Consider the following 13,279-nt stretch of genomic DNA (forward strand, 5'->3'; position numbering starts at 1 on the left):
GTGCGTCAGCCGCCGATGGCGCCCTGCGAGCCGCCCGCCTTCAGCGCGGCGAGCCGCGCGTCGACCTCGGTGAGCTCGCCGAGGTCGTCGAGCTCGTTGAACTGGGCGTCGAGGCTCGACGCAGCGAGCTCGGCCTGCCCGCGAACGACGGCCTCCTCGCGCCGGATCTTGTCCTCGAAGCGGCCGATCTCGCTCGTCGGGTCGAGGATGTCGATCGACTTGACGGCGTCATGCACCTGCTTCTGCGCCTGCGCGGTCTTCGCCCGGGCGACGAGCTCCGAGCGCTTGTTCTGCAGCTGGACGAGCTTCTCCTTCATGCCGTTGAGGCCCGCCTTGAGCTTGTCGACGACGTCGGTCTGCGCGGCGATCTGCGGTTCGGCGGCCCTCGCCTCGTTCTCCGACGAGATCTGGCGACTGAGCGCCACCTTCGCGAGGTTGTCGAACTTGTCGGCGCCCGCGGCATCGCCAGCGGCGCGCAGCTCGTCGCCCTTGCGGCTCGCGGCGACCGCCTTCTCGCCCCATTCGCGGGCGGCCTCGACGTCTTCGCGGTGGTCGTCCTCGAGGAGGCGCAGGTTGCCGATCGTCTCGGCGATGGCGGCTTCGGCGTCGGCGATCGAGTTGGTGTAGTCGCGCACCATCTGGTCGAGCATCAGCTGCGGGTCTTCCGCCTGGTCGATGAGCGCGTTGATGTTGGCTCGCACGAGCTGCGAGATCCGTCCGAAGATGGACTGCTTGGTCATGGTTACTCCCTCGTTCGTTGGCTGGTTTCGGTCGTCGGGCGGCCTGGGCGGCCGTGGGGTGATGCCGTGCTCGGCGATGCGTGGCGGTTCAGAATCGGCCTCCGCTTCCGCGGCGGCCGCTCGAGCCCGAGCCGCCGAAGCCGCCGCCGAATCCGCGCGATCGGCCCGAGCCGCCGAAGCCGCCGAACCCGCCCGATCCCGTGAACCCGCCGAACCCGCCCGAGCTGCGGGAGCCGCGTGAGCCGCCGCCCATCGAGCCGCCGATGATGCCGCCGATCACGGCGGCGAGCAGTTCGCCGCCGTCGACGCCGAAGTCGCCGGCCCCGCCCTGGTCGAAACCGCCGACGTCCTGCTGGGCGATGGCCAACGCCGAGGCGGCGAGCTGCTGGGCGCGCTCGGCGGTGGCGATTGCTGCGGCGGGGTCGGTCGGTGCGGTCTGTTCGGCCTGCACGATGAGGCGGCCGGCCTCGGCGAGGCGGGTGCGCGCGTCGGCGCCGACGGCGCCGCGCCGGGCGACCATGTAGTCCTCGGCCGACTGCGTCTGGGCCCTCGCGGCCTGCAGCGTCCGCTGGAGCTGCGTCCCGAGCTTCGCCGCTGCAGCGGCGGCGTCGCGGGCACCCTGGATCGCACCGTCGATCTCGGCATCGGCCTTGGTGAACCGCGCCTGGAGCTCGATCGGGTCTCGCCCGGTCGCGGCGACCGCGGTTCGCAGGGCGGATGCCTCGGCGGCGACCCGTTCGGCGACCGCAGCCGCGTCGGCGCCGAGCGAGCGGGCCGTCTCGACGTCGGCATCGAGCTCGTCGACGCCCGCCGCGACCGTCCGGTCGGCCGCGGCGAGCTCGTCGGCGAGCCGGTGGACCGCTGCGGCGAGGAGCTTCGCCTGGTCGACTGCCGCCTCGGCGGTCCGGATGCCGAGTGCGGCGGGGCCGGACTCGCCACGGGAGAGCGCCGCCGTCGCCTCGGCCAGCGTCGTGCGGGCGAAGGCCATGCGCGCCTCGGCCTGTGCCGGGTTGTCCGCGACCGGCGCGAGCGCCGAGGCGGCGTAGACGCCCTGCAGCTCGGCGAGCCGCTGCCCGGCGGGTGCGATGCCGGCTTCGACCGTGCCGGCGAGGGCGTCGACGCGGGCGAGCGCCTCCGGGGCGTTGCGCTCGACGTCGCGCAGGGCGTCGAACTGCTCGACCTGCGCGTCGAGGATGCCGTCGGCCTCGCCGGCGAGTCGGGCGATGTCCTGATACCAGCCGCGACGTTCGTCGTCGGTGTCGGGCTCGGCGTCGTCGAGTCGCTGCTGCAGTGCGAACGCCTCGCCGAGCTTCGCCTTCGCCTGGTCGAGCGCGGTGCGGAAGTCGGCCGTCGCCTGCTCGCCGAACGACGCGACGGCGAAGCCGAGCTCCTCCTCGCTCGTCCGCACGGCGTCGTCGGCCTGGACGAGCGCGGTGCCGGCCTGGCGCCGCAGCTCGTCGATCGACGGTGCCGGCGGTGCCGACGGGGTTCCGGGCTTCCCGGAGCCGGCCGCAGCGCGCCGCTTGCGACGGGCGAGGACGAACCAGACGATGAGGACTGCGGCGCCGGCGATCACGAGCAACCAGATCGCGCCCGTGCCACCGCCCTGTCCCGTCGACGGCTCGTCACCGGGATCGGCTCCGGGCGCGACCGGACCGCCGTCGGCGTTCGCGTCGGCGATCGCCGACGCGCCGGCGATCGCGGCGCCGGCCCAGTCCTCTGCGCGGAGCTCGGGTTCGATGACCTGCGTCGAGATGCGCTGCAGCTCGGCGTCGCTCAGTGCGGCGTCGCTCGAGGCCGAGAGGTAGTACTGCCGGCCGTCGACCGCGACCGCGAGCAGGTAGTCCTCGGTGCCGAGGCCGTTGTCGATCGCCGTCTGCTCGGCCCACGCCTCGGCCGTCGCGGGATTCGTGAACTCGCCCACGTAGGCGACGAAGAGCTGGCGACCGCTGCGGTCCGCGAGGTCGCCGAGCGCGCGCTCGACGTCGTCGAGGTCGCCGCCGAGCACCCCCGCCTCGTCGACGACGGGGGAGGAGCCGAACGAGACCGGGTCGTCAGCCCACGCGGCGCCCGCGCCCGACAGGGCGACCAGCGCTCCCGCGACCATCGCGACGATCACGGACCACGTGCGCTTCGAACGCATGCACCAGCGCCTTCCCCACTCCGAACGGACGAGTCCGAGTCTATGGCGGGGCGTGGCCGATCGTCCATGCGGTTGCATCGGGCACGGCGGCCGTGGTCGGCGGCCGGCGGCGCATCCGCTTCAGGGGCCCCGGAACGCATTCGAGCGGGGAGCCGGAACCGGCTCGACCCGCTCGATCGCAACGTGCCCCCGGAGGGATTCGAACCCCCGACCTACGGTACCGGAAACCGGCGCTCTATCCCCTGAGCTACGGAGGCGCACAGTTGAAAACCCTACCATCATCCGGGCCTCGTCGACGCCCGTCGACGAGCCCTCGGGGGTCAGGGCAAGGCGAGTCGCGCGACCGTGCCGAGCAGGTCCTCGCGCACCTTCGCGGTGACGAACGCGGTCGTGCCCTGCAGCACGGCGTCGCCGTCGACGTGGGTGGCCACGACCTCGGGGTACCAGCGGCTGAGACGCCGGATGTCGCGCTCCACGGCCTCGGCGAGGCGGCTGCCGCCCACCGCCGCCGTCGGCCCGGCGAGCACCACGAGTCCCGGGTCGAGCATCGCGAGCACCGGCAGGGCGATGTGCGCGATCCGCTCGCCGAGTTCGTCGACGATGACGTCCGTCGCGTCGCTCGCGGCGACCGCGGCGAGGAGCCCGGGGAAGTCGTCGGCCTCGACGCCGTGCGCCGCCGCCAGCCGGCGCAGGCCGATCGCCCCGACGAGGTCGCCGCTCGTCGTGGCTCGGTCGTCGAGCTCGCGCGCCTCGGCCGACAGCGGCAGGAAGCCGATCTCGCCCGCGCCGCCGAACGTGCCGCGGTAGAGGTCGCCCGCCACGTCGAACGAGGCGCCGACGCCGTTGCCGAGCCAGAGCAGCACGAACACGTCGCGGCCCTCGCCGGCTCCGGTCTCGCGCTCGGCGACCGCGGCGAGGTTCACGTCGTTCTCGATGTAGACGGTGACGCCGAGCGCCGCCTCGAGCGTCGCCCGCAGACCGGTCGTCGGCCAGCCGGGCAGGGTCTCGCTGAACAGCGCCCCCTCGCCGCCCGGGTCGACGTAGCCCGCGGTGCCGATGCCGACGGTGTGGACCGCGGCCGGGTCGGTGCCCGCCGCCGCACTCGCCTCGAGGATCGCCCGGCGCACCTCGTCGACCGCCGACCGCTCGCCGACGTCGCGCGGGAGCCCGATGGTGACGAGCGGCCGATCGCTGCCCGCGGCGTCGACGACCCGTGCGCGCAGTTCGAAGGCGTCGATCGCGATGGCGACCCCGAGCGGCCGATCGATGCGCGCCGCGTACAGGGTGGCGTTGCGGCCGGGGCTGCCCGCGACCTGGCCGCGCTCCTCGACCACGCCCGCCGCGATCAGCCGGCTCATCATCATCGATGCCGTCGGCTTCGAGACGCCGACGAGCTCGCAGATCCGGTTCCGCGTCAGCGGGCCGTGGTCGAGGAGGGCGGACAGGCCGACGCGGTCGTTGACGGCTCCCAGCCAGGAGGGAGTGCCCTGCGTCTGTCGCGTGGGCCCGGCCATCACGCGGCCTCGAGATTCGCGATGACCGCGCTCACGAGCGTCTGGGCGTCGCCCGGCTCCACGAGCTCGGTCGAGGCGATCACGATCCAGTAGGGGCCCGTGAACACCTGCGCCTCGCCGTTCTCGCCCGTGCGCTCGAAGTACCCCTCGACGTCGGGCGGCGTGCCGTAGGTCGGGACCGGGTGCGACGAGAGCGCTGCGTCGTTCTTGCGCGCCTCCAGGGCCGACTCCGGCGGCGTGGCGACGGCGACCTCGATGAGCGCGCCGTTCGTCTGGTTGACGAGGCCGCACGTGGTGCCCGCCTCGTCTGCGACGCCCGTGATGCCGTCGGCCTGCGGTTCATAGCCGGGTGCCGGGCTGTAGTTCGGGTTGAAGGCGTAGACGTCGTCGGGGGTGAGCAGCACGTCGCACGCGATCTCGAACGGGGTGGCGGGCTCCTCGGTCGGGACGGGGCTCTCGCTCGCGCCGGGCTCGGGCGCCTCGGACGCCGGGGGAGGCGTGGCGGAGCCGCTGGGATCGGGAGCGTCCTGGGCGCACCCGGTGAGCGCGAGCGCGGCCGCCGCGACGATCACCGCGAAGACGGTCGGGCGGTGACGGAGCGGGTGGGGCGAGCGCGGCATGTGACGAACCTTATCAATGAGGCGGATAGGATTTGCGGGTGACTCCCGCCGATCTCGCGAACGCCCTGTACGACCTCGTCCTCGCCCTGGTCGAGCGACGTCGTGCCGCCGGCGTCGAGGTCGACCTCCGGCTCGAGCCGGGCGACGTCGTGCTCGAGCGACCGAAGCTCCGCGAGCACGGCGACTGGGCGTCGTCGATCGCCCTGCGCATCGCCAAGCCGCTCGGAAGGAACCCGCGCGAGGTCGCGGGCGAGCTCGCGCCCGCGCTCGCCGGAATCGACGGCGTGGCCAGTGCGGAGATCGCGGGCCCGGGCTTCATCAACATCCGCCTCGACGCCGCGGCCGCCGGGGCGCTCGCGAAGACGATCGTCGAGCAGGGCGCCGACTACGGGCGCAGCGACTCGCTCGCCGGCTCCGTCATCAACCTCGAGTTCGTCTCCGCGAACCCGACGGGGCCGCTCCACATCGGCCACACCCGCTGGGCCGCACTCGGCGACTCGATCAGCCGCGTGCTGCGCGCAGCCGGCGCCGAGGTGGCGAACGAGTACTACATCAACGACGCCGGCAACCAGATGCAGATCTTCGGCGCCTCGGTGCTCGCAGCGGCCAAGGGCGAGCCGACCCCGGAGGGCGGCTACCCGGGCAGCTACATCGCCGACCTCGCCGCCCGCGTGCTCGAGCGCGAGCCGAGGCTCGCCGAGTTCGAGCACGATGTCGCCCTGCACACCGCGACCGAGATCGCGTACGAGCTGCAGCTCGCCGAGATCAAGGCCTCGCTCGAGCGCTTCAACGTGCACTTCGACGTCTGGACGAGCGAGCGCCGACTGCACGCGAAGGGCGACGACGGCCTCAGCGACATCGACACGGCGCTCGCCCGGCTTCGGGCGCAGGGCCACGTCTACGACGCCGACGACGCGGTGTGGGTGAAGACGACCGACTTCGGCGACGACAAGGACCGGGTGTTCGTGCGCGGCAACGGCGTGCCGACCTACTTCGCGGCCGACTCCGCGCTCTACCTCGACAAGGGGGACCGCGGCTTCAAGCACAAGATCTACCTGCTCGGTGCCGACCACCACGGCTACGTGCACCGGCTCAGGGCCCTCGCGGGCGCCGCGGGCGACGACCCCGAGCGCGATGTCGAGGTGCTCATCGGCCAACTGGTGAGCGTGAACGGCGCCCGGCTGTCGAAGCGCGCGGGCAACATCATCGAGCTCGACGATCTCCAGGCGTGGCTCGGCACCGACGCGCTGCGGTACACGCTCGCCCGGTACCCGGCCGACTCGCCGCTCACGATCGACCCCGAGATCCTGCAGCGTCGCGGCAACGACAATCCCGTGTTCTACGTGCAGTACGTGCACGCCCGCACGACGCAGCTCGCGCTGAACGCGCAGGCGTCCGGCGTCGACCGTTCCGCGTTCGCGCCCGAGCTGCTCGAGCACGAGACCGAGTCGGCGCTGCTCGGCGCACTGCAGGAGTTCCCGCGCATCGTCGCCCAGGCGGCCGAGCTGCGCGAGCCGCACCGCGTCGCTCGCTATCTCGAGGAGCTCGCGGGGCTGTTCCACCGCTGGTACGACAACTGCCGCGTGCTGCCGCTCGGCGACGAGCCGGTGGGCGACCTGCACCGCACCCGTCTCTGGCTCAACGACGCGACCGGCCAGGTCATCCGCAACGGCCTCGACCTGCTCGGCGTCTCGGCGCCCGAGCGCATGTAGCACTCCGCATCCGAACGAGGGGGCACCGATGAGCGACGAGCAGCCGACGATCCCACTGGACGTCGAAGACCCGGAACCCGCGCCCCGCAAGCGCCTCGGCCGAGGGGCGAAGATCGGCATCGTCGTGGCGGCGGTCGTCGTCGGCCTCGTGGCGATCGCCGTGGTGGCCGACGTGATCGCGCGGGGCGTCGCCGAGCAACGGGTCGCCGAGGAGATCCGTGCGAACCTGCCCGACCAGGTCGAAGGCGACGTCGACGTGACGATCGGCGGCTTCTCGGTCATCGCGCAGTACCTCTCGGGCTCGATGGACGAGGTCGCGCTCAGCGCACCCGACCTCGAGGTCGACGGCGCGCCGATCGATGCGCAGGTCACGTTGCAGCAGGTGCCGGTCGACCTCGCGTCGCCCGTCGGGCACCTCACTGCGACCGTCTCGACCGACGAAGCCTCGCTCAACCGGCTGATCGACGTCCCGGGTGCGACCGGCACCGTGACGCTCGGCGACGGGACGGTGGGCTACGAGGGCAGCGTCGAGGTGCTCGGCGCCCCCATCTCCTATCAGGTCACCGCGGCGCCGACCGCCGCGGGCGACCGGATCCTGCTCGAACCGGTCGGCGTCGAGGTCGGCGCGGGCGGTGCATCGTTCGACGTGTCCGGGCTCATCCAGCGGCTCATCGGCGACGACCCCGTGCCGGTGTGCGTCGCCGAGCACCTGCCCGAGGGCATCGAGGTGACGGGCGTCGCGGTCGCACCGGGCGCGGTGCGGGTCGACCTCGCGGGCGACGACGTCGAGCTCGACGGCGATGCGCTCGGCCGCACCGGCCACTGCGACTGACCGCCGATTCGGCCGGGCCCGCACGCCTCGGTAGACTCGCGGGTAGTCCGACCCACAAGGTCGGCACGCATCAGGCTTCAGGGACCGATCCGGGTTCGCTCGCCGCGAGCGACCGTCGATTCGTTCCCTCCTGTGAGGTTCCCGTGGCATCCGTTCCCGCAGACCCCGGCGCGCAGCGCGCGCCGGCCGACGTCAACGCGCTCGTGCCGCAGGTCTGGCCCGCGAGCGCACGTCGCGACCCCGCGGGCCGCATCGAGATCGCCGGCCTCGACGCCGTGTCGCTGGCCGAGCGGTTCGGCACCCCCCTCTACGTCGTCGACGAGTCCGAGGCGCGTTCGCGCGCCCGACGGACGCGGCTCGCGTTCGAGGCGGCGGCACGCGCGGCGGGCACCGATGTGACCGTCTATTACGCCGGCAAGGCGTTCCTGTCCGGCGAGGTCGTGCGCTGGGTCGTCGATGAGGGGCTGGCGGTCGACGTCTGCACCGGTGGCGAGCTCGCGGTCGCGCTCGCAGCCGGGGCCGAGCCCGCCCGATTGGGCTTCCACGGCAACAACAAGTCGCTCGCCGAGATCGCCCGCGCGGTCGAGGTGGGCGTCGGTGCGCTCATCATCGACAGCGAGGTCGAGATCGAACGCGTCGCAGGCGCGGCGGCGCGCGCCGGGCGCCGGCAGCGGGTACGGCTGCGGGTCAACAGCGGGGTGCACGCGTCGACGCACGAGTTCCTCGCAACCTCGCACGAGGACCAGAAGTTCGGCGTGCCGCTCGAACGCGCGGTCGAGCTCGGCGAGCGCATCCGCGCGCACGACTCGCTCGAGTTCCTCGGGCTCCACTGCCACATCGGCTCGCAGATCTTCGACGCCGAGGGCTTCGCCGAGTCGGCCGCCCGGCTGCTCGCCGCGCACGCCGACCTCTCGGCCGTCGAGCCGCTGCCCGAACTCAATCTCGGCGGCGGGTTCGGCATCGCCTACACGGCCGCCGACACCCCGCAGCCGATCGAGGAGATCGCCGACGGGATCGTCGCCGCGGTCGTCGCGGGGTGCCGCGAACGGGGCATCGCAGTGCCGCGGCTCGCGTTCGAGCCGGGCCGGTCGATCATCGGCCCCGCCGGCGTCACGCTCTACACCGTCGGCACGGTCAAGCCCGTGCCGATCGAGGGGGGCGCACGGCGCTACGTGAGCGTCGACGGCGGCATGAGCGACAACGCCCGCACGGCGCTCTACGGCGCGGCGTACTCGGCCAGGGTCGCGAACCGCGTCTCCGACGCCGCCCCCGCGCTCAGCCGGGTCGTCGGCAAGCACTGCGAGGCGGGTGACGTCGTCGTCGACGTCGAGCACCTGCCGGCCGACACGGCGCCCGGCGACCTCGTCGCCGTCGCGGCCACCGGCGCGTACTGCTGGTCGCTCGCCTCGAACTACAACCACGTGCCCCGCCCGCCCGTCGTCGCCGTGCGCGACGGTGAGGCCCGCGTCATCGTGCGCGGCGAGTCGATCGACGACCTGCTCGCCCGTGATCTCGGGCTCGAGGCACCCACCGTCGCGACGAGGACCGTCGCGACGAGCACCGTCGAAGGGAACCCCGCATGATCGAGTACCGGTCCATCCGAGTCGGACTGCTCGGGGCGGGCTCGGTCGGCTCGCAGGTCGCACGGCTGCTGCTCGACCATGCCGACGAGCTCGCGCAGCGGGTCGGCGCGCGCCTCGAACTCGTCGGCATCGCCGTGCGCGACCTCGGGGCGCGGCGCGACACCGACCTGCCCGCCGAGCTGCTGACGACCGACGCAGAGGCCCTCATCCTCGGCTCCGACGTCGTGATCGAGCTCATGGGCGGCATCGAGCCCGCCCGCACGCTCGTGCACCAGGCGATCGCCTCGGGCGCCGACGTGGTCACGGGCAACAAGGCGCTGCTCGCCTCCCACGGCCCCGAGCTCTTCGCCGCGGCCGAGCAGGTCGGCGCGCAGCTCTCGTACGAAGCCGCGGTCGCCGGGGCGATCCCGATCATCCGGCCGCTGCGGGAGTCGCTCGCGGGCGACCGCATCGAGCGCATCCTCGGCATCGTGAACGGCACGACGAACTTCATCCTCGACCGGATGGACCAGACCGGCGCCTCCCTCGAGGACGCGCTCGCGACCGCGACCGAGCTCGGCTACGCCGAGGCCGACCCGACGGCCGACATCGGCGGCTACGACGCAGCGCAGAAGGCAGCCATCCTGGCGAGCCTCGCGTTCCACACGAGCGTGCCGGTCGAGGCCGTGCACCGCGAGGGCATCACGGGCGTCTCGGCGGCCCAGGTCGAATCGGCGCGCCGGGCCGGGTACGTCGTGAAGCTGCTCGCGATCTGCGAGCGCCTCATCGACGCCGAGACCGGCGACGAGGGCGTCTCGGCCCGCGTCTACCCGGCGCTCGTTCCGCGCAGCCATCCGCTCGCCGCCGTGCACGGGGCGAACAACGCCGTGTTCGTCGAAGCCTCCGCCGCAGGGCCGCTCATGTTCTACGGCGCGGGCGCCGGCGGAGTGCAGACCGCCTCCGCCGTGCTCGGCGACCTCGTCGCCATCGCCCGGCGCCGGGTCTCGGGCGGGCCCGGCACGGCCGAGTCGACGCACGCCGAACTGCCCCTGCTGCCGATCGGGCGCATCACGACGCGGTACGCGATCACCCTCGAGGTCACCGACGAACCGGGCGTGCTCGAGCAGATCGCGCGCACGTTCGCCGAGCACGGCGTCTCGGTCGAGCAGCTGCAGCAGACCGTCAGCGAGGGGTCGCGGCGCGCGACGCTCGTGATCGGCACCCACGAGGCCACCGAGTCGGCGCTCGCCGACACGGTCGCCTCGCTCGCCGAGAGCCCCGTCGTCGCCTCCGTCGCATCCGTCCTCCGAGTCGAAGGAGCCCAGTGAACACCCCGAACCCGACGCCCACCCCCAAGCCCGGCTCGCGCCAGTGGCGCGGTGTCATCCGCGAGTACGCCGACCGTCTCGACGTGACCGACGCGACCCCGATCGTGACGCTCGGCGAGGGCGGCACGCCGCTGCTGCCGGCCCCCGCACTGTCGCGTCGCACCGGCGCGGACGTCTGGGTGAAGTTCGAGGGCATGAACCCGACCGGCTCCTTCAAGGACCGGGGCATGACGATGGCGGTCACGAAGGCCGTCGAGCACGGGGCGAAGGTCGTGATCTGCGCCTCGACCGGCAACACCTCCGCATCGGCCGCCGCCTACGCGACCCACGCCGGCATCGGCGCGGCCGTGCTGCTGCCCGAGGGCAAGGTGGCGATGGGCAAGCTCAGCCAGACGATCGCGCACGACGCGAAGCTCATCCAGGTGCAGGGCACGTTCGACGACTGCCTCGACATCGCGCGCGACCTCGCCGCGAACTACCCCGTGCACCTCGTCAACTCGGTGAACAACGACCGCATCGAGGGCCAGAAGACCGCGGCGTTCGAGGTCGTCGAGGTGCTCGGCGACGCACCCGACCTGCACGTCGTGCCGGTCGGCAACGCCGGCAACTACACGGCGTACACGCGCGGTTACCGCGAGGACATCGCGGCGGGCAACGCGACCCGGATGCCGCGCATGTTCGGCTTCCAGGCCGCGGGCTCCGCGCCCATCGTGCGCGGCGAGCCCGTGCGCGACCCCGACACCATCGCGAGCGCGATCCGCATCGGCAATCCGGCGTCGTGGGAGCTCGCCCTCCAGGCGCGCGACGAGACCGACGGGTACTTCGGCGCCATCGAGGACGCCGCGATCCTCGAGGCGCAGCGCATCCTCTCGGCCGAGGTCGGGATCTTCGTCGAGCCGGCCTCGGCGATCTCGGTCGCCGGCCTGCTCGAGCGAGCGGCCGCCGGCGCCGTGCCGCGGGGTGCGCGCGTCGTGCTCACGGTCACCGGCCACGGCCTGAAGGACCCGCAGTGGGCCCTCCGCACGGCCGACGGCTCCGACGTCGAGCCGACGGTCGTGCCGGTCGACACCGCACAGGTCGCCGCGGCGTTGGGACTCGCCTCATGACGGGCACGCTCGTCGCCGACGCGACCACATCGCTCGTCGGCCGTACCGTCCACGTCAAGGTGCCCGCCACCTCGGCGAACCTCGGGCCCGGCTTCGACACCCTCGGGCTCGCCCTCGCGCGCTACGACGAGCTCGAGGTCTCGGCGACGCCGGCGGGCGTCGAGGTCGAGGTGCACGGCGTCGGCGAGGGCGAGGTGCCGCTGGACGCGTCCCACCTCGTCGTGCGCGCGATCGCGCACGCGTTCGAGCGCGCGGGCGTCGCGCTGCCCGGGCTGCGGCTCGTCGCGCACAACGCGATCCCGCACGGCCGCGGCCTCGGCTCGTCGGGCGCGGCGATCGTCGCAGGGGTGATGGCGGCGAAGGGCCTGCTCGACGGGGTCGTCGACTTCTCGGCCGACGACCTGCTCGAGCTCGCGACGGAGCTCGAGGGCCACCCCGACAACGTGGCGCCGGCGCTCTTCGGCGGACTCACGATCGCGTGGGTCACCCCCGAGGGACCCCGCCACAAGAAGCTCATCGTGCACCGCGGCGTCTCGCCGCTCGTGCTCGTGCCCGAGCACGAGATGTCGACGGCGCTCGCGCGTTCGCTGCAGCCCGAGCAGGTGCCGCACGAAGACGCGGTCTTCAACGTCTCGCGCTCGGCGCTGCTTGTCGCGGCGCTCATCCAGAGCCCCGAGCTGCTCTTCCAGGCCACGGAGGACAAGCTGCACCAGCACTACCGCGCGGCGGCCATGCCCGAGACCGACCGGCTCATCCGGGCACTGCGCGAGGCGGGACACCCCGCCGTCGTGTCGGGTGCCGGCCCGTCGATCCTCGTCCTCGCGAACGACCCGAGCGCCCGAGCAGCGGCGATCGACCTCGTCGAGCGGACGGCCGACACGGTGTGGCAGGCGCTGCCGCTCGCGGTCGACTTCAAGGGCGCGACGGTCACCGCCGCCTGAGCCGCGCTGCCCGCCGACGGCCGGCACGCCGCGACGTGCGCCGCTGCTGCTCGGTCGCGCTCGTCGCAGTCGGATGCCTCCACGCGATGTTTCTCCACAACGGGGCGTCGCGTGGCAGGCTGGGCGGCCGCACGGTGTTAGACTGACTGCGCACCCGGCGGGTGAAGCGGCTGATACGTCAGACCCGACACCGCTCACGAGCCGCATCGTGCAATTCCCGGCAATCTCTTGCTTTCGCACTTGCGCAGTCTGCGCCGCGCGCGCCGACCTCGCTCGAGTCTGCGATCAACTCTCCTGCCGCGCAACCACATGCGCCAGGGGAAAGGACAACACCCAGTGACCAACGCATCCGACCACGCCGCGCGCGTGGCGAACGGCGCCCCCCTCACCGGCCTCAAGGTCGCCGAGCTCCAGGAGCTCGCCGCCTCGCTCGGCATCGTGGGCGCATCCAAGCTCCGCAAGGGCGAACTCGTCGAGGCGATCACCGCGCGTCAGGCCGAGGGCGACGCCGCCCCCACGCTCGACGTCGACGGCACCGCCCCCGTCGAGGCGGCCCCGGTGGCCGACGCACCGAGCGCGCCGGCCGAGGCGGCTCCGTCGACCGACCCCGCGCCCGCTGACGCCGCCCCGGTCGACGGCGCCCAGGCGGCGACGGCCGAGCCCGTCGCCGCGGAGGCATCCGCCCAACCGCGTCGCGGCCGCCAGCCCCGTCGCGCGACGCGCGCGACGACCGCAGCCGTGCAGCACGTGAACGGCGGCGGTGCCGGTGTCGGCCTCGTGC

Annotated in this window: 11 protein-coding genes and 1 tRNA gene; 7 read left to right on the plus strand and 5 right to left on the minus strand. The window is 73.3% G+C overall.

The features are described from left to right. Window positions 1-5: 5 nt before the first annotated feature. The 5 genes from ACWGPE_RS17910 to ACWGPE_RS17930 form a co-directional block, all read right to left on the minus strand. Window positions 6-740, minus strand: coding sequence for a PspA/IM30 family protein (locus tag ACWGPE_RS17910; RefSeq protein ID WP_275506650.1), 735 nt, complete (start codon window positions 738-740; stop codon window positions 6-8). 88 nt (window positions 741-828) lie between these two features. Further along, window positions 829-2,883, minus strand: coding sequence for a TPM domain-containing protein (locus tag ACWGPE_RS17915; protein WP_452049192.1), 2,055 nt, complete (start codon window positions 2,881-2,883; stop codon window positions 829-831). Between the two features lie 184 nt (window positions 2,884-3,067). Then, window positions 3,068-3,140 (minus strand) — tRNA-Arg (locus tag ACWGPE_RS17920). A 63-nt stretch (window positions 3,141-3,203) separates the two neighbouring features. Continuing rightward, window positions 3,204-4,397, minus strand: coding sequence for an ROK family transcriptional regulator (locus ACWGPE_RS17925; protein WP_231431499.1), 1,194 nt, complete (start codon window positions 4,395-4,397; stop codon window positions 3,204-3,206). Then, a complete protein-coding gene (locus tag ACWGPE_RS17930; RefSeq protein ID WP_231431498.1) occupies window positions 4,397-5,017 on the minus strand; it encodes an iron ABC transporter ATP-binding protein in 621 nt (206 codons plus the stop codon). The genes ACWGPE_RS17925 and ACWGPE_RS17930 overlap by 1 nt, the downstream gene beginning before the upstream one ends. 38 nt (window positions 5,018-5,055) lie before the next feature. Between ACWGPE_RS17930 and ACWGPE_RS17935 the strand changes: the two genes are divergently transcribed. The 7 genes from ACWGPE_RS17935 to ACWGPE_RS17965 form a co-directional block, all read left to right on the plus strand. Beyond that, window positions 5,056-6,729: an arginine--tRNA ligase gene (locus ACWGPE_RS17935; RefSeq protein WP_452049193.1), complete on the plus strand. Its 1,674-nt coding sequence runs from the start codon at window positions 5,056-5,058 to the stop codon at window positions 6,727-6,729. Window positions 6,730-6,757: 28 nt separating this feature from the next. Continuing rightward, entirely contained in the window at window positions 6,758-7,561 is an 804-nt protein-coding gene (locus ACWGPE_RS17940; RefSeq protein ID WP_231431496.1) for an LmeA family phospholipid-binding protein, read from the plus strand. A gap of 143 nt (window positions 7,562-7,704) precedes the next feature. After that, window positions 7,705-9,144, plus strand: a complete 1,440-nt coding sequence (gene lysA / locus ACWGPE_RS17945; protein WP_231431495.1) for a diaminopimelate decarboxylase — start codon at window positions 7,705-7,707, stop codon at window positions 9,142-9,144. Further along, a complete protein-coding gene (locus ACWGPE_RS17950; RefSeq protein WP_231431494.1) occupies window positions 9,141-10,451 on the plus strand; it encodes a homoserine dehydrogenase in 1,311 nt (436 codons plus the stop codon). Before lysA ends, ACWGPE_RS17950 begins: the two co-directional genes overlap by 4 nt. After that, complete coding sequence (gene thrC / locus ACWGPE_RS17955; protein WP_231431493.1) at window positions 10,448-11,557, plus strand: threonine synthase; 1,110 nt, start codon at window positions 10,448-10,450, stop codon at window positions 11,555-11,557. Before ACWGPE_RS17950 ends, thrC begins: the two co-directional genes overlap by 4 nt. Then, complete coding sequence (gene thrB / locus ACWGPE_RS17960; protein ID WP_275506655.1) at window positions 11,554-12,498, plus strand: homoserine kinase; 945 nt, start codon at window positions 11,554-11,556, stop codon at window positions 12,496-12,498. Before thrC ends, thrB begins: the two co-directional genes overlap by 4 nt. 336 nt (window positions 12,499-12,834) lie before the next feature. After that, window positions 12,835-13,279 (plus strand): Rho termination factor N-terminal domain-containing protein (locus ACWGPE_RS17965; RefSeq protein ID WP_452049194.1); only part of this gene is annotated, 445 nt, incomplete at its 3' end.

The sequence above is a fragment of the Agromyces sp. NPDC055658 genome (assembly GCF_053618155.1).